The organism is Deinococcus multiflagellatus (assembly GCF_020166415.1).
GTDB classification, from domain to species: Bacteria; Deinococcota; Deinococci; order Deinococcales; family Deinococcaceae; genus Deinococcus; species Deinococcus multiflagellatus.
Window position 1 is genome coordinate 32,208 of record NZ_JAIQXV010000007.1, and the last position, 17,473, is coordinate 49,680.

The 17,473-nt window shown below is 73.0% G+C and carries 9 protein-coding genes; 4 read left to right on the plus strand and 5 right to left on the minus strand.

Going from position 1 to position 17,473, the window contains the following annotated elements; all coding sequences use genetic code 11:
* Positions 1-7: 7 nt before the first annotated feature.
* Complete coding sequence (locus K7W41_RS10300) at positions 8-2,248, plus strand: ATP-dependent Clp protease ATP-binding subunit (protein WP_224607705.1); 2,241 nt, start codon at positions 8-10, stop codon at positions 2,246-2,248.
* A gap of 8 nt (positions 2,249-2,256) precedes the next feature.
* Here K7W41_RS10300 and K7W41_RS10305 read toward each other — a convergent pair whose 3' ends face one another.
* The gene (locus K7W41_RS10305; protein WP_224607708.1) at positions 2,257-2,547 is read right to left on the minus strand and encodes a hypothetical protein; all 291 of its coding nucleotides are present in this window, start codon (positions 2,545-2,547) and stop codon (positions 2,257-2,259) included.
* A gap of 18 nt (positions 2,548-2,565) precedes the next feature.
* On the opposite strand from K7W41_RS10305, the gene K7W41_RS10310 reads away from it, so the two are divergent.
* Together K7W41_RS10310 and radA are read left to right on the plus strand one after the other, a co-directional pair.
* Entirely contained in the window at positions 2,566-2,868 is a 303-nt protein-coding gene (locus K7W41_RS10310) for a DUF2087 domain-containing protein (protein WP_224607711.1), read from the plus strand.
* Entirely contained in the window at positions 2,861-4,207 is a 1,347-nt protein-coding gene (radA, locus tag K7W41_RS10315; protein WP_224607714.1) for a DNA repair protein RadA, read from the plus strand. The genes K7W41_RS10310 and radA overlap by 8 nt, the downstream gene beginning before the upstream one ends.
* A gap of 499 nt (positions 4,208-4,706) precedes the next feature.
* Here radA and K7W41_RS10320 read toward each other — a convergent pair whose 3' ends face one another.
* On the minus strand, positions 4,707-14,549 hold the full coding sequence (locus tag K7W41_RS10320; RefSeq protein ID WP_224607716.1) for a translocation/assembly module TamB domain-containing protein: 9,843 nt from the start codon (positions 14,547-14,549) through the stop codon (positions 4,707-4,709).
* Between the two features lie 298 nt (positions 14,550-14,847).
* Between K7W41_RS10320 and K7W41_RS10325 the strand changes: the two genes are divergently transcribed.
* Positions 14,848-15,111, plus strand: coding sequence for an acylphosphatase (locus tag K7W41_RS10325; RefSeq protein ID WP_224607718.1), 264 nt, complete (start codon positions 14,848-14,850; stop codon positions 15,109-15,111).
* Between the two features lie 41 nt (positions 15,112-15,152).
* Here the strand turns inward: K7W41_RS10325 and K7W41_RS10330 are convergent, their stop codons facing one another.
* From K7W41_RS10330 to K7W41_RS10340, 3 genes are all read right to left on the minus strand, one after another.
* Positions 15,153-15,719: a hypothetical protein gene (locus tag K7W41_RS10330; protein WP_224607720.1), complete on the minus strand. Its 567-nt coding sequence runs from the start codon at positions 15,717-15,719 to the stop codon at positions 15,153-15,155.
* Complete coding sequence (locus K7W41_RS10335; RefSeq protein WP_224607723.1) at positions 15,716-16,270, minus strand: AAA family ATPase; 555 nt, start codon at positions 16,268-16,270, stop codon at positions 15,716-15,718. The genes K7W41_RS10330 and K7W41_RS10335 overlap by 4 nt, the downstream gene beginning before the upstream one ends.
* Positions 16,271-16,346: 76 nt before the next feature.
* Positions 16,347-17,354 (minus strand): serine hydrolase domain-containing protein, encoded by a 1,008-nt coding sequence (locus K7W41_RS10340; protein WP_224607725.1) that lies wholly within the window; start codon positions 17,352-17,354, stop codon positions 16,347-16,349.
* Positions 17,355-17,473 lie beyond the last annotated feature (119 nt).

Here is a 17,473-nt window from a genome sequence, read left to right on the forward strand (position 1 = left end):
GTTACCCATGAACAGATACGACGACCGCGCCCGCCTCGTGTTTCACTATGCCCGGGAAGAAGGCAACCGCCTGGGCCACGCCATGGTGGGCCCCGAACATCTCCTGCTGGGCCTGATGCGCGAGGGCGGCACCGCCGCCAGCATCCTGGGTGAATTTGGCGCCTCGCTCGACGGTCTGCGCCGCCGCGTCGAAGAAATCATCGGGCGCGGCGAAGGCAACCGCCTGAACGACGCCCCCAGCATCACCCCGCGCGCCCGCCGCGTGATGGAACTGGCCAGCACCGAGGCCCGCGCCCTGGGCGCCCAGGTGACCAGCACCGAGCACATCCTGCTGGGCATCATCCGCGAGGGTGACGGCGTGGCCTTCCGGATTCTGCAGGAACTGACCAAGGATGTGGACACGATCCGCTGGCGCATTCTGGCCCAGGGCGAGGGCAGCGGCACCAAGCCGGCCAAGCCGGTGGCGACGCCCTTTCTGGACGAATACGGCCGCGACCTGACCAAGTGGGCGCGCGAGGGCAAGCTGGACCCGGTGATTGGCCGCAGCGAGGAAATCCGGCGCGTCACGCAAATCCTGACCCGCCGCACCAAGAACAACCCGGTGCTGATTGGCGACCCTGGCGTGGGCAAAACCGCGATTGTGGAAGGGCTGGCCCTGGCGATTCACGAGAAGCGCACGCCGCCCAACCTGCACGGCGTCCGCCTCGTTAGCCTGGACCTGAGCGGCGTGGTGGCCGGCACCAAATACCGGGGCGAGTTCGAGGAACGCCTGCGCCAGATCATCGAGGAACTGCGCAACGCCAAGGTGATGGCCTTTATTGACGAGCTGCACACCCTGGTGGGGGCGGGCGGCGCCGAAGGCACGCTGGACGCGGCCAACATCCTGAAGCCCGCGCTGAGCCGTGGGGAAATTCAGGTGATTGGCGCGACCACCACCGGCGAGTACCACCGCTACATCGAGAAGGACGCTGCGCTGGAGCGCCGCTTCCAGCCGGTGATCGTGCTGGAACCCAGCCCCGCCGAAACGCTGCAAATTCTGCGCGGCCTGAAGCCCAAGTACGAGGAACACCACGGCGTGCAGATTCCCGAGCAGGCCCTGGAACTGGCCGTGCGCATTGGCGAACGGTCCCTCCCGGGCCGCAACTTCCCCGACAAGGCCATTGACCTGATTGACGAGGCCGCCAGCCGCGTGCGCCTGAACATGAGCATTGGCCTGCCCGTGGCCGAAACCGAGGACGGCGAGCCCTTCGTGACCCGCGAGGACATCGAGAGCGTCATCAATTCGATGGGCGGCATTTACTCCGAGGAGACGGCCGCGCAACTGGCCGATCTGGAAACGCAGCTGACCGATCAGGTGTACGGCCAGCCCGACGCCATCCGGGCCCTGAGCAGCGCCCTGCGCCGCGCCCGGGTGGGGCTGGGGGGCCGCACCCGCGTGGCCGCCAGCTTCCTGTTCGTGGGCCCCAGCGGCGTGGGCAAAACGCACCTCGCCAAGGCGCTGGCCCGCACGCTGTTCGGCAGCGAGCGCAGCCTGATCCGCATGGACATGAGCGAGTTCCAGGAAAGCCACTCGGTGAGCAAGCTGATCGGTTCGCCCCCTGGGTACGTGGGCTTTGAACAGGGGGGCCGCCTGACCGAAGCGGTGCGCCGCCAGCCCTTCAGCGTGATTCTGCTGGACGAGATCGAGAAGGCGCACCCGGACGTGTACAACACCTTCTTGCAGGTGCTGGACGACGGCCGCCTGACCGACGGGCTGGGCCGCACGGTGGACTTCCGCCGCACGATCATCATCATGACCAGCAACACGGGCTTTAACGTGAACCCCACGGTGGGCTTCTCGCCCGTCACGCCCGACAACAACGCGCCGCTGCGCCACATCTTTACCCCGGAATTCCTGGACCGCCTGGACGAAGTGATTCGCTTCAAGTCGCTGGGCGAGGAAGAACTGGTGCGCGTGGCCCAGCAGCTGATGGGCGAGATGCGCGAGGAGCTGGCCAGCCGTGAACTGACGGTGACCTTTGACCCCGCGATTGCCGCGTGGCTGGTGGGCAAGCTGAAGTCGCGCAGTCCCAAGCACGCCGTGGGCAGCAGCCGCCAGCTGCGCACCCTGGTCCGCGAGGAACTGGAAGACCCCCTGGCGCTGGAACTGGCACACAACCACGGCGAGGAAGTGCGCGTGGTGCTGGGCCAGGACGGTATTCAGTTCGAGAAGGGCGAGGAAGCCGCGCCCCGGCAGATTCTGGCGTAAGCAAACTGTTATTCAGCCGCCGTATCCCCTGGGTACGGCGGTTCTTCTTGCCCCGCCGTGACACGCACCACCCGCCCCACACGCCGGTCGTATTCCAGGGTCACCCAGGTATTGGGCAGCCTTAGATGAAAGGGGAACAGATGGAGCGGGAGTTCACACACCACATTGCCCTGTCCCTGACCCGGGTGGACGATGACGCACAGGTGCCGGGGGGTCAGCGCGCCAATCACGATTGCGGGCGAGAACCACACCGGCTCGCTGACCCAATCCCGCCCCTGGGAACCATCCTCGCGCGTCACTCCGATACGATAGCCCCCATGACGAAGAGCATTCACGATTTCCAGGACGAACACGGCCGCATCACCGGGTGGCCCAGCGACCGCCGCCGCGCGCACCAGCTGGCCATTCTGGATTACCTGACCGGCCTGTTTGATCCGGGCGTGTCCTACGACCAGGGGCAGGTGGAAGGCGTGCTGGCCGACCACAGCACCCTGGAAGACCCCAGCATTCTGCTGAGGGAACTGGTGGAGAGCGATTACCTCGCCACCGACGGTCAGGTGTACTGGCGCGCCGATGGCCGCCCAGGCACCCGCGCGTCCAGCCCAGGTGAGCGTGGCTAAGGTCCGCGCCAGTTACATCTGCACCAGCTGCGGGTATCAGGCGGCCAAACCGCTGGGCCGCTGCCCCAACTGCCAGGCGTGGAACTCGTTCGAGGAAGAAGCGCCCACCGCTGTCCCTGGAAAAGCGGGGCGGGGTGGGGCTTACGGCGGCCTCGTGGGCGGCAAGCTCACGGCGCTGTCCACCGTGGGGCGGCGCGAGGAACCCCGCACGCCCAGCGGCATTCCCGAACTGGACCGGGTGCTGGGCGGCGGGCTGGTGGCGGGCGGCGTAACCCTGATCGGCGGCGAGCCCGGCATTGGCAAAAGCACGCTGCTGCTGCAGGTGGCCGACCGGGTGGCCCGCACCAGCGGCCCCGTGCTATACGTGGCCGGCGAGGAATCGCTGGAGCAGATCAGGTTGCGCGCCGACCGCCTGGGCGTGGCCGCCGAGATTCAGCTCACCCGCGACACCCGCGCCGAGCATGTGGCCGCCCTGATGGCCGAACACAAGCCCGCGCTGTGCATCGTGGACAGTATTCAGACCGTCACTGTGGAAGGCGAGGGCGCGCCCGGCGGCGTGGCCCAGGTGCGCGACGGCACCTCCATGCTGACCCGCGCGGCCAAGGAAACGGGCACCGCGACCGTGCTGGTGGGTCACGTCACCAAAGACGGCACGGTGGCCGGGCCCAAGGTCATGGAGCACATCGTGGACACCACGGTCTTTCTGGAATCGGTGGGGGCCTACCGCCTGCTGCGCAGCGTGAAAAACCGCTTCGGGCAGGCGGGGGAACTGGGCGTGTTCGAGATGCGCGGCGAGGGCCTGATGGCCGTGGAAAACCCCAGTGCCGCCTTCCTGGCCGAGCGGCCCCTGGGCGTGCCGGGCAGCGTGGTGGCCTCCACCATTGACGGTCAGCGGCCCATGCTGCTGGAGGTGCAGGCCCTGGCCAGCAAAACGCCCTACCCCAACGCCCGCCGCGTGGTGGTGGGCCTGGACCCCCGGCGTGTGGACGTGGTGCTGGCGGTGCTGGAACGAAGGCTGGACCTGACGCTGGGCGGGCTGGACGTGTACGTGAACCTCGCCGGCGGCCTGAAGGTGCCGGACCCGGGGCTGGACCTCGCGGTGGCGCTGGCAGTGTACTCGGCGGTGGTGGGGCGCGCCCTGCCCGGCAATGTGGCGGTGTTTGGCGAGGTGGGGCTGGCGGGCGAGGTTCGCTCGACGCAGGCCGCCCTGCGCCGCGCCGAGGAAGCCCGCCGCGCCGGCTACGAGCGCCTGATCGTGCCGCCGGGGTTGGACGGCAGCCCCGGGGTCAAGAGCGTGGAAGAGGCTGTGGGGGCGGTGTGGGGTGGGGCGAAGGCGTAGGCGGGTTGTTGAGGTTCCTGCTGGTGGCCCCACCCCCCCAGCCCCCCTACCCCAGAGGGGCAGGGGGGAGCAGACGTTAGCACTGGGCAAGAGTTTCTACTGGGGTTGGCGGGTTCGCTCCATTCGGTAACGTGTCCGGCTTCGACGCCATCCTCCGAGAACGCGCAATGGCCCGCGCCCTTCGGGCACGACGGCCTCGTCTGGACCTGGGCGGTATGGGGGCAAGGGGTCTTGGTGCGGCCCAGAGGGTTCTCCTTTTGAAAGATGGTGAAGTGAAGCAGCGGCCGTGTTCTTGCTCCTCCCCCTGCGCTTCCGGTCGCTTCTCCTCATCGGCTTGAATAGGGGCACCAAACGTCTCAACAGTTGCCAGCATGAAGCGCTTTGTGCCAAGACTTCGAGGGCCCAAAGAGGACCGACCAGTGCTCCTCTCCGTCTACGTGCCAGCGCCGCCTTCTCAACCTGAGAGGCGGCGCTGGGCTGTTGCGGGGTTTCCTGACCCTTAGCGCCCGCCGATCCGGTACGTGACCCCAAAGCGCAGGCGGGTGCTCTGCTCGGTGGTCTGCACCCCCAGGCTGATGTTCGTGCGGGGGTTGACGTTGTAGCCGGCCGAGAAGCTGGGGCGGATGGACTGCAGGTTCAGCCCGCGCAGCGGCGTGGTGACCTTGAAGGTCAGGCGGCCATCTGGGGTGCTGTACTCGGCGTTCAGCAGACCCTGGCCGGTCAGGTCCACCTGATACTGCAGGTAGAGGTTGCGCGTCAGGTACGAGCCCAGCGTGATTGTGGCGCCCAGGCTGTCGCCCAGCAGCTGCGGGGTGAAGCGGAAGACGTCCAGCCCGAACGCCTGCGCCACCGTGCGTTCCAGTTCGCCCAGCACAAAGACGTTCAGGGCGGTCTGCAGCGCGCTGCTGCCCAGGGCTGCGAGGTTGTTGGGCAGCGTGGCGAGGTTGGGCACCCCGGTGGCGACCAGCGCGTACAGCTCGGCCTCGCCGTAGGGCACGCCCGTGGTGGGGTCGGCGCAGTCGCCGCCCACCTGGGTGCAGGCCAGGGTGGTGTCCAGGTCCAGGGCCACCTCGCCGCCCGCGCGGGTCACGAACTCGCCCGCCAGGGTCAGGGTGATGGGCACCCGCTGGGTGACGGGGGTGTCGCCCCGGACGGTGCGCCCCGTGACGGTGCCGCTGGCGGTGATGTTGAACTTGGGGTACACGCTGTCGCCGGTAAAGGTGACCGCAGAGTCGCCCAGCGTGAACTCGTTCTCGCGCAGGTAGATAAAGCCGCGCTGCGAACGGATCTCGCCGCTTAAGCGGGGGCGGTCGCCGCTGCCCGAAAGCACCAGCCCGCCTGTGAACTCGGCGCGCACCAGATTCTCGTCCACCCGGATGCCGTTGACCGCCCGGATGGGAATGTCCTCGAACACCACCCGTTCCAAGAAGGGCAGGGCGCGGGGGGCGGGCGCCTCCTGCGCCTGAACGGGGCGGGGGAAGGTGGTGTATTCGGGCGGCAGGGGGCTGGCGTAGTTGTCGGTGGCCCGGCCGCCCTCGCCCGCGCGGCTCTGGCCGGGGGCAGGAATGGTGGCCGGGGCGTTCACGCGCCCCAGCACCAGCCGGGTAAAGTCGGCCGCGCCCTGCACCCGGATCACGCTGCCGTCGTCGGCGGCGCGCAGATCGGCATTCAGTACGCTTTCACGGCCGTAAATGGCGTTCAGGGGCAGGTTGTAGTTGCGCGCGCTCAAGGTCAGGTCCACGCGGGGGCTCAGCTCGCCGCCCAGGGTCAGGCTGCCAGGGCCTGCCGGGCCCGTGCTGGCGCTGCTGGCCGTGACGGTCCAGCGGTCATTGGGCTGCTGCTGCACGGTCACGGCGGCGTTCGGCAGGGCGCCCAGGGCCTGCGGCGCCAGCAGGCCCCGGAAGGTGAGGTTCGTGCCGCTCAGGCGCCCCAGCGTCAATTGCCCGCTGAGATTCACCACGCCGTCGGCGCCCACGGTGCCCCCGGTGAGCACCTGCCCGCTGGCCCGGAAGGCGCCGCTGTCGGGCAGTTCGCCGCTGAAATCGGGAATCTGCACGCTCAGACCCGCCAGGGTGCCGGCCAGGGTGCGGGCCTCCAGGGTGCCGCGCGGGCGGTCGTAGGTGCCGCCCGCCGAGAGGGTCACGCTGCCCTTGAGACTGGGTTCCATGTTGGCCAGCCCGGGAATCAGGCGCAGGACCGGGGTAAAGGTGGTGTTGGTAAAGCGCGCGGTAAGGTCCACCCGCTCGCGGGTGTAGCCGCCCCGCACGTCCCAGGTGCCGGCGCCAGACAGCTGCACATTGATGCCGCGCAGTTCGCGCGCCGCATAGTCCAGGGTGCCGCTGCCGGTCAGGGTCTCGGTCACGGCAGAGGCGCCCTCGCCGCTGGTGGCGCTCACGCGGATGCGCTCGGCCACCACGTTCACCCGCCCGGCCAGCGGATCGGCCAGCGGGAAGCGGAAACGGGCCACGCCGGTCACCACGCCCTCGCCGGGAACCGTGCCGGTGGCGGCGCCCAGCACCGCGCCCACCGGCAGGGCGCGCAGGGTGCCCTGCCCGAACACGTCCCCGCCGCTGAGACCCGCCGTGAAGTCCGATTCGCCCAGGAAGCCGCGAATGCGCCAGTCGCCCGCCACCTGCGTGCCTTCCAGGCGGGCGGGCAGGCGGCGCGGGCCCACCGTCAGGTCGTCCGAGCGCAGCACGAAGGTGCCGCCGCCGTCGCGCAGCGTGGCCTCACCGCTGACCCGGCCGCGCAGGGCGGCCGACGGCACCACGTCGCCCAGCGCCAGATCGTCCAGGGTGGCGCGCAGGGCGTAGCCCTCGCCGGTGGGGGCCAGGGCCAGCGGCCCCGCCAGCGCCGGCACGAGGTCCGCCAGGCCGCCAGACGCCGTCACGATGACCTGCGCGGGCACCTGCGCAGCTGTGGCGCGGCCAATCAGGTCGGCGCGGAAGGTCTGCCCGGCCAGCGCGGCGCTGCCGCTGAGGGCCAGCTGTTGCCCGGCCAGCGCCACCGGCAGGCGCGCGGCCTCGATGCGCCCCTGCACCCCCGCTGCGTCGGCCCGCAGGTTCACGTCCAGGGTGCCGCCTTCACGGGCCACGCGGCCAGTCAGGGTGCCGGTCCAGGTCGTGGGGCCCTGGGCCGCCTGCAGGTTCAGGGTGCCGCTGCTCAGGGCCAGCGCCGCCTGCACGGCCGGGCGCCCGCCCTGCAGGGTCAGGTCGGCATTCAGGCGCCCGTCCAGCGGCAGGTCCACATAGGGCAGGGTGTAGGGGGTGCTCAGGTCCGCCACAGTCAGGGTCAGGCGGCCGTTGCCCGCCGCCGGGTTCAGGCGCCCCGCCGCCGTCACGGTGCCGCCCAGATCGCGCACGCCCAGGCGGCCCAGGTTCAGCCCCGGCAGGTTGGCCTCAAGGTCGGTGCCGTTCCAGCGCACAGTGCCGGTTCGCTCGCCGTCCGAGACGCTGAGGTCGGCGGCCTGCAGGCTGGCGGTGCCGCCCGCGCGCCACTCGCCCCGGCGCACGCTGAGCTGCGCCTGCGGGGCGGTGACGGTGCCCCCCGGCGTGAGGCTCAGGGACAGTTCGGGGCGCGTCAGGCTGGCCGCGCCCAGCAACGCCCACGGGCCGTTGCCCTGGGGCCGCGCTTCCAGGACGCCGCTGGCCTGGGCTCCGGGCCCGTCCACGAAGCGCAGCTGCACGCCCCGCGCGTCGGCCACCACGCGCACGCCGGCGCCCAGCAGCCCGGCCTCGCCCTGCACCAGGGGCCGGTCAAAGGCGCCGCCCACGGTCACCAGGGCCGGGCGGGTCAGCACACCCGCCGGGCCGCCGGTCAGGCGGGCCGTGCCGTGCCAGCCCGTCAGGCGGTCGGCGCGCAGGTCCGGGCTCAGGCGCAGGCCCTGGGGCCCGGTCAGGGCGCCACTGACCGTCAGGGCCTGGGCGCGCCACACCGCGTTCAAGCGCCCGGCCAGCGTGCCGGCGGCATCCACGGTCAGGGCCGCCTCGCCGCTCAGCTTGGCCTCGCCCGAGACGCGGAGGGTGGACCCCGCCGCGCGCGCCTGCAGGCGGTCCAGGGTGACCGTCTGGCCGCTGAGGGTCAGCACCGGGCGCCCGCCCTGCGAGAGGGCCGCGCGCAGGTCCGGGCCCGCCGCCGTGAGCGTGCCGCTCAGGTCCTCCAGGGCGACGCCCAGCGCCTGGGCCCCGCGCGAGGTGACGGTGCCGGCCACGCTGGGCGCGACCAGGGTGCCCCCCAGGCTCAGGCGGGCGCTCAGCTCGCCCTGGCCGTCCACCAGTGGCAGCGGGGTCAGGGTCAGGGCGCCGCTCAGGGTGGGCACGAAGCCGGCCGCGCGCCCCAGGCGGAAGGTGCCGCCCCCCAGCGCGCCGGCGCTTAGGGTGTATTGGCCCTGTCCGTCGGGGCCCTGGCCGTCCCCACGCAAAATCACGGGGTCCGGCAGGCCCGGCACCCGGGCCCTGACCGTGCCCGAGAGCGCGGGCCATACGCCGTTCAGGTTCACCTCGGCGCGCGCCTCGCCCCGGGTGAGGGTGCCGTACAGGCGCGCCCGCACCCGGCCCGCCGCGAGGTCCAGGTCGCGCGCTTCGGCGTACAGGGTGCCGCCCAGGTCGCCGCGCGGCGAGAGGCGGGCATTCAGCACCGCCGAGCGCAGTCGCCCGGCCACGGTGGCCTGGGCGCCCAGGCGGTCGGTGTCCACTGTCACGCTGCCGGCCACGGCCGGGTTGCGCGCGGCGCCCGTCAGGGTCAGGGCGGCGCTCAGCCTGCCGCGTCCCAGCGAGGCGGCGCCCACGAAGTCGGTGCTCAGCTGGCGCACGTTCACGCTCAGCCCGCCCGGCAGCGCGCCGCGCACCGTCACCAGCCCGTCGCGCAGACTGCCGCTCAGGTCGGCGCTCAGTGCCTCCTGGCCCGGCTGGTAGCGGGCGCGGCCGTACAGACTAAACGGCCCCACTTCCCCCTGAACACCCTTCAGGCTCAGGTTCTGGGCGTTCAGGGCCTCCAGGCCGCCGCGCAGGGTGCCCTGGGCGTCCAGGGTGCCGCCCAGCGTCAGGGCGTCCACATCCAGCCCGGGGGGCAGCAGCCGGGCCACGCGCAGCGGCCCGGGGGCCTGCAGCTTCAGGGCGTAGCGGCCCGCCACCAGCGTGGCCTGGGCCTGCACCCGAGGCCCCTGCAGGGCCGCGCGCAGGTCGCCGCCGCGCCAGTCGGCACGCAGTTCGCCGCCCAGGTCGCCGCCCTCGTCGGTCAGGCGGCCCGAGAAAGCTGCTGCCAGGGCCGACCACGACGGGCCGCCCAGCGTGGCCTGCCCCGTCGCGCGCAGTTGGCCGGGGCGACCCCACAGCGCGCCCACGTCAAAGGCGGCGAGGTCGGCGCTGCCCCCCGGGCGCAGCGGCAGCGACGCCTGGAAGCGGCCCGTCAGGCGGGCCTGCCCCGCGCCCGCACCGTAGACCGCTGTGGCCCGCAACTCACCCTGGCCGTCCAGCAGGGCGTCCAGGGGCCCGCCCGGGGTATCGCCCACCACGCGCAGCGACCCCGTAAAGCCGCTGCGGGCGTTCCAGCCCAGCGGGCCGCGCAGGCGCAGGTCGGTCTGGGGGGCCACGTAGGCGGCGTTCAGGGTCAGGGCCGCGCGCTGCAGTCCGCCCAGCGCGCCGCTGCCCAGGCGCCCGCGCACCTCGCCCTGCAGGGCGGGGCCCGTCAGCGTGAGGCGGTAGTCGGCGCCCAGCAGCCGTGCGCTCAGGCGGGTGCCGGCGGCGCGCAGGCCGCTGAGGTCGCCGCGCAGCGTGCCGCTGAGGCGCACGTCCGGCTTTTGCAGGCTGCCCCGCAGTTGTCCGGTGTACTGGCCCGGTAGGCCGCTCGTGAGGGTGACCTTGGTGCTCAGGGCCAGGGTGGGGAAGAGGGCGCCCCCCAGGCGCGCCGTGCCCTGTACCGGGGCGGCGGGCCCCAGGGTGGCCTGCGCGCCCTGGGTGCGCAGCACGCCGCCCGTCAGGCTCAGCGGCGCCGAGAAGGCCACGCCCGACACCTCGCCCGTGGCCTGGGCGCGGACGCCTGTCAGCGTGCCGCCCAGACTCAGGCTGAGACGGCCGGGCACGCCGGCCAGCGGGCGCAGGTCGCCCGCGCTGGCCCCGCCGCTCAGGCGCCACGCGGCCAGTCCCTCGCCGGGGCCCTTCGCTGCGCCCAGGTTCAGGGCGGCGCCGGCCAGGGTGCCCCCGGCGTTCACGCGGGCACCGGGGCCGGTCAGGCCGGCAGCGGCCACCGTCAGGTCCACCGCGCGCCCCTCCAGGCGGCCCCCCACGCGCAGGGTGAGGGTGTCACTGGCGCGTGGGCCGGCGCGGCCATTCAGCGTGGCGCGCAGGTCGTCCAGGGTGAGCACGGCGTTCGCCTGCGGGTACAGCGGCCCGCGCAGGCGCAGGGCGCGGCCTGCCAGCGTGCTGCGCAGGTCCGCCGAAAGCTGCCCGCCGCGCAGGGTGAGGCGCCCACCGGCGCCCTGCCCAGCGGCGCGCACGTTCACGGTGGCCTGCCCGGCGGCGCGCTCCAAGCGGCCCCCGGGCACGGTCAGGTTCAGGCTCAGGCGGCCCTGGGCGCCCGGCAGCACCGGGGCCAGCACCCGGGCGTCCAGCGAGGCGCCGGGCACGCTCAGGGTACCGCCCTCGTACCGCAGCGGCAGGCGCGACCCGGGGTGGGTCAGGGTGCCGGCCGCGCGCAGGCCGCCGGTCCAGCCCACCTGGGCGTTCAGGGCCAGCGGTCCCCCCAGGTAGCGGGCCCCCTGCAGCGCCAGCCGCGCGCCGCCGGGCGAGAGGGTCGCCACCAGCTGGCCGGGCACCAGTTCGCGCCGCACCGCTTCTGGCAGCGGGGCCGTAAAGGGCGCCAGGGCGGTGCTCAGCTGGCCGCCCAGGGCCGGCAGCAGGGTGACCTCGCCGCTCACGGGGCCCCGGGGCGCGGCCAGCAGCGCCGGGCCCCGGCCCAGCAGCTGCGCGGTCCCTGGGCGCCCACCCAGGGCGTAGCGCACCCCCACGGCACCCGACCAGCGGCCCGAGGCATAGGTGAGCCCGCCCACCCGCAGCCGCGCGCCGGTCAGGCTGCCGCTGAAGGGCAGGGTCTGGCCCGGCAGGCTGAGGCGGGTGGGCCCGCTGCCAACGCTCTGCGGCTTCAGGGTCACGGTGCCGCGCAGGTTCGCCACGCCGCCTGTGGCCTGGGCGGCCAGGTAGGGCCCGGTCACGTTCAAGCGCAGGTTCGAGAGGGTGGCGGGCAGGGTCAGGCGCCCGCTGGCCTGCAGGGTGTGGTCGGCCAGGGTGCCGGACACCTGCACCCCGCCCCCCGCCGCCTGCAGCGTGAAAGGCCCGGCCTGCAGGCGACCACTCAGGACACCGTCCCGGGCCTGCAGGGTGCCCTGCAGGCGCTGGCCGCCCAGGGTCAGTCCCTGGGCCTGAACCCCCAGGTTGTCGAAGCCGCGCAGGGTCACGCGGGCCCGGCCGCCGGCAGCGTCGGTCACCACCACCTGCCCCCGGGGCGAGAGGCCGGTGCCCTGCACGTTGCCGTTCACAAACAGGCCGCCGCCCAGCGGCCCGCTGACATCCACGTTGTAGCGCCCGGACGGCAGCGAGGCCGTGCCCTGGGCCCGCAGGCCCTCGCCGTCGGTGACCAGCACCTGTAGGCCGTTCCAGGGGCCACGCAACGTCACCGCGTACTGGTCCAGCACGCCGCGCGCGCTGACCGCGCCCCGGAAGGCCCCGCCCCGGCCCAGCCCCCAGCTGGCCTGTCCCTGCACCCGCCCGGTCTGGCCGAAGGCCGTCAGGGCCTGGGTGCCGCTCACCCGGGTCAGGCCGCTGCCGCCGTCGTAGGCCACATTTAGGTCGCCCCAGCGCCCGGCCGCCTGCAGGCGCGGGGTGAGGGTGCCGCGCAGGTTGACAGCCTGGGCCGGCACGGTGACGCCGCCGAAGGACAGTTCACCTGTGCGGCCAGTGGCCTGGGCCCGCAGCGCCGTGTAGGGCCCCTGCACCGCCACAGTCAGCGTCTGGCCCTGGGCACTTAGCCGGCCAGTGACGGCCACCGCCGGGAACACCGGCCCACTGAGGCGGGCGCGGGCGCCGCTGTACAGGGCCAACAGATTGGCCTGCACGTTCCCAGCGCGGCGGGTCAGGGTGCCTTGCAGCGTGGCCCCCTGCGCCCGGGCGTTGACCACGGCCACGCCGCCCTGACCGCGCAGGTTCAGGTCCAAAGTACCGCCCAGGTCAGGCACGCGGGCCAGGGGGCGCAGGGCGGTCAGATCCACGCGTCCGGTGGCGGTCACGTTGTCCCCCTGTACCAGCCCGCGCGCTGTTTCCCGGCCCGAGCGCAGGTCAAAGGCCAGGGCGCCGCTGCCCTGCAGGTTCAGGGTGCCGCGCAGGTCGGTGCCCTGCACCCGCACCGCCGTGCGGTAGGGGGCCTGCAGCGCGGTGTCGGCCAGCAGGGTCACGCCGCCCACCTCGCCGCGCACCGACGCCGCCGTGCCCCGCCCGAAGGCGCTGAGGTCCAGGCCGCGCCCACGCACCCGCAGCGACCCAAAGGCCTTGAGGGTGGTGGTCAGGGTCACGTCGCCCGTGGCGCGCAGGTCGCCGGCCAGGGCCAGGTTGCGCGCCTGCACGCGGAAACTGTCGCCCTGCCAGCCCAGCACCTGCCGCCCGGCCACAAAACTGCCGCGCTGCTCGATGTAATTGAGATTCAGCGGTCCACTCAGGGGTTCGCGCAGGCCGGGCACGGCGGCGGTCAGGGTGCCGCTCACGTCGCCGCCAGTCAGGTCCAGCCGTCCGCGCCCAGTCAGGGTGAGCCCCGCGCCCTGCAGCCCCTCCAGCGCCCAGCTGCCCTGGAAGCGCCGGTTCAGCCGCAGCTGGGCACGGCCCAGGTCGGCGCGCAGGCCCTGGCGGTCCAGCACAGCGGTGCCCGCCAGCGCAAAGGGGCCCGCCAGCCCGTCTGTGACCACCGCGCGCAGGTTCTGGGGCGTGCCGCTCAGGGCAATCCGGGCACGCGCCGCGCCGTAGGTGGGGTTCAGGCGGGCCTGCAGCTGCTGGCCTTTGGGGGTGAAGGTGGCGCTCAGCGGCCCGCCCAGGCCCTGGCCCTGCACGCGCACCACGTTCTGCGCGTCAATGCGGGCGGTCAGGTCCAGCGGTTTTTGTCCCAGCACCCCGGCCACGGTCACGCGGCCCTCGCGGCCAATGGCCCAGCGGCCCGCCACGCGCTGGTCGGCGCCGCCCACGGCGGTCTGGGCGCTGAAGGCCAGATCGTTGGTCTGTCCGGCCGTGCGGCCGTCTTCATTCAGGTAGGTGTATTCCGCGTTGGCGTCCCGGAAGGTCACGCCGGCCAGCTGGCCGGCGCCCTGGGCGTAGGCCTTGACCCGCACCGTGCTCCAGCCCCCGGCGCTCACGCGCAGGCGCAGGGTGCCCTGGCCGGTGGTGCCCAGCGCCTGGGCCAGCCCCGCCACCGTGGGCGTGGCGTCAGCCGTGACCCGCCAGTTCTTCGCCGCCGTATCCACCCGGCCCTGGGCGGTCACGGGCCCGTTCCAGCCGCGCCCGGCCAGTTGCAGCTCCACCACGTCGCCCCGGTGCACGGCGCGGCCGGTGATGTCTGTCACCTTCACCAGCCGGGTCTGGGGCACCGTGAGGGCGCCGCCCGTCAGGCGCAGGTCGCCGCGCACCGGGCCGCCCCCCAGCACGTAGCGGCCGGCAATGCGCCCCGCCGTCACGCCGGGCCAGTAGTGGTTCAGGACCCGGGCGTCCGCGTCCAGGTCAATGGTGGCGGTGTTGCCGCCCCGGCCCTCACCCAGCGTCACAGCGGCATTCAGGTCGCCGTCACGGGTGGCGCCGCGCACCTGCAAGCGGCCCCGGTCCTGGCTCAGGGTGAACTGCCCGTCGGGGACATTCACGCCGCTGCCGTCCACGGTCAGGCGGGTGCGCTGCACGTCCAGGCGGTTCAGCACCACGCGCCAGCCCGGCGGCGTCTGGCGGCCCGCGCCGCCCACCAGGTCTTTCAGGCGCAGGGCCACGGCGACGTCGGCCACGCGCACGTTCAGGCGCAGGGTTTTGGTCAGCGGATTAACCCCGGCCACCTGCGCTTCTACCCGCCCGGCCTGGGCCTGCACGCCGGGCAGCTGCAGCCGCGCGCCGTCCAGGGTGGGTGCCCACAGGGGCCCGCCCACCCGCTCGGCGCTCAGGCCCGCCTGCGCCCCCAGCCGGCCCAGCAGCGTGGGCAGCAGCGCAAGCACCAAGAGCGCCGCGCCCAGGAGCCCCAGCACCCAGGGCCAGATACGGCGGCGACGCGGGGGCGGGAGAGGCTGGGGCTCGGGGGCCGGGGCGGCGCCCGGCGGCAACTCGTCGGTCATGGTGTGGGGCGGCCCTCGAGGCCTGCCGCGAACTGCCGGATACGGATTCCGTCCATTTCCGGAACAGCCGGGAAAGAGCCGGCTGTTCCTTCAATTCTCGGAAAGCCGTACCCTTTCCTTCTCCCTTCGGTCGAAAAAATTCCGTCATCCATGACGGAACCTTTCGGAAGTTGTCTTAATGCTCCTGGCCGCATTCTCAGCATTCTACGGCGGGGGTGGTGAATGCCGCACCCGGCGCATCCTCATGCAACGGTCAGAGAAGGCGCACCCCGGCGGCGTGCCGGGTAGGATGCGCGACATGCGCCTGACTGCTCTCATTTCTGGCACTGTGCAGGGCGTCGGCTACCGGCGCTACGTGCAGCGCCACGCCCGCGACCTGAATCTGGCGGGCTCTGCCGAAAACCTCAGCGACGGCCGGGTGGAGGTGGTGGCCGAGGGCCCGCAGCCCGAGCTGGACCGCCTGCTGCACTGGCTGCGCCGGGGCCCGCCCCATGCCCGCGTGACCGATGTTCAAACGCAGTACAGCGAGGCCACCGGCCTGCAGGATTTCCACCTGTACTGAAGGTAGGGAGCAGGCGGCCAGCCCAGCCCGTTGCTCGCTGATCAAGCCCCCTGCCGGCTGCTCTGGGCGAAGCGGATGATCCGCCGCGCGGCCTCGTCCGGGCTGAGGGCGGTGGTGTCCAGTTGCAAGGCGCCGGGCGGAGGTGGCAACAGGCCGCCCCCGGTCAGCAGGGCGGCCAGACGGGCCGGATCGCGCATCTTGGCGCAGACCTGCCGCTCTGGGTGGGTCACGCGCCGGCTCAGCTCTGTGGTGGCGCAGCTCAACCACACCGGCACGTATTGGGCTCGGCGCGTCCTGGCGAGGGCCGGAATGCGCGCCGCCGCCTCTGCTCCACGCGCGTTGTCGGTGTAATAGGCCGTGAAGATCTGATCCACGTCGGCGGGCGCCAGGGCCGCTGCCCGCAGGCCCAGGGCCCAGACCTCGGTGGCCAGGGCGCGCACCTCGTCGGAAACAGGACGCAATCCGTCGGCCCCGTAAGGCTTGAACACCGCGTCATTAAACAGATGGTTGTCCAGCAGCGCGGCCCCAGTAAGGGCGGACAGGGCCAGCCCCACCGTGCGTTTGCCGCTGGCAGGTGGTCCGGCCAGATGGTAAATGGTGGGGGTCACACCCCCACCCGCGTAAAGGCGACAATCCGCTGGGCGGCCTCGTCGGGGGCCAGCTCGGCGGTGTTCAACACCAGGGCGTCGGGGGGCGGCGGCAGGGTGCCGCCTCGCTCCAGCAGCGCGCGCAGGAGGCCCGGGTCGCGCAGCTTCAGGCGCTCGGTGCGCTCGGGGCGGCCCATGCGGGCTTCCAGTTCGGGTTGTGGGCACTCCAGCCACACCGGCACAAAGGCCGCGCCCCGTTCGGCGGCCAGGGTGCGCAGTTCGGCCACCACCTCTTGCCCGCGCTCGCCGCCGCTCAGGTGGTTGGTCAGGATGTGCGAGAGGTGGCGCGGCGCCAGCCGCAGCGCGGCCAGCCCGGCCTGCCGCACCGTCTCGGCGAGGTCGAACAGTTCGTCGGGCAGGGGGCTTACCCCGTCGGCGCCGTAGGCCCGGAAAATGGGATCGTTGAACAGGTGGTTGTCCAGCAGCGCGGCCCCGGTGCGCCGCGCCAGGGCCAGCCCCACGGTGCGCTTGCCGGCGCCCGGGGGCCCCACGAGGTAATACAGGTGACTCATGGCCCCCAGTGTGGCGCCTGGGAAGGGGAGGGGCATGCGTCAGATGACGCAGGGGGCGGGGCCCCTTGCCTGGGCGCTAGGGCTGCGCGGTGAGCAGCTGCAAGAACGCGTCATCGCTCCACTCGCCGCCACGTCCAAAGCGCACCACCACGGCGTCATGGTCGGGCAGCAGGTACAGGCGCTGGTTGCCCAGGCCCGCCGCCATCACCACGTTCGTGGGCTGCGAGGGCATCAGGCGTTCGCCCTTCAGGCCCAGCGCCGCCACCGGCACTGTGTCGCCGGCGTCCAGGGTGCCGGCGGCAGGCAGGTTCAGCCACAGGGTCAGGCCGTAGATGTTCAGGGCGGCGCTGCCCTGCTGGCACGCCTGCAGACCGGCCGCGCTGAGGACGGCGCGCCCCTGCCAGCGGCCCCCGCGCAGCAGCAGTTCGCCAAAACGGGCCCACGACCGGGCGTCCAGCCGCGCTCCGCCGGCCAGATCGGCCTGTCCAGCGCGGTCACGGGCCCAGACAGGGTGAATGTCCAGGGCGTCCAGCACCCGGCGCTGCAACTCTGCTTCGGGCTCGTGGCCGGTTTTGCGGCGCACCAGTTCGGCAAACACCGCCAGATGGGCGTTGCCATAACTGAACTGTGTGCCGGGCGCCGCCTGCAGGGGCGCGCGCCGGGCCTCGGCGCTGAGGTCCAGGTTCAGCGTGGGCACCGGACGGCCCACGTTGCCGGGCAGGCCACTGGTGAAATTCAGCAGCTGGCGCACCGTGATCCCGCGCCGGGCGTCCGTGCTCCACTCGGTCAGAGTGTCCGCCACCCGCTCGTCCAGGCGCAGCACACCGGCATCTTGCAGGGCCACGGCCAGCGCGCAGCCAAAGGTCTTGCTGCCGCTGGCCAGGACATGGGGCGCGTTCAGTGCAAAGCCATTCTGGCCCTGCGCCCAGACCTCGCGCGCCCCCTGGACCGCCAGCAGGGCGTCGCCCCGGTGCGTGGCCGAGTAGGCGGCGGCCCGCGCCAGGCTCTGCGGGCTGAGGGCCGGAGGGCTGGCCTGGGCCGCCCCGCACAGGGCCGTGGCCGCCAGCAGGAACAGGGGGCGCATGGGCGCAGCGTAAGCGCCCGGCCCGCAAAAGACAAACCCCAGCGCCAGGGCGGTGCCGGGGACGAACACGCGGCTCCAGGGGGGCTCGCGGTGCTGGGGGTGCATGGTCTTTAGAGGCG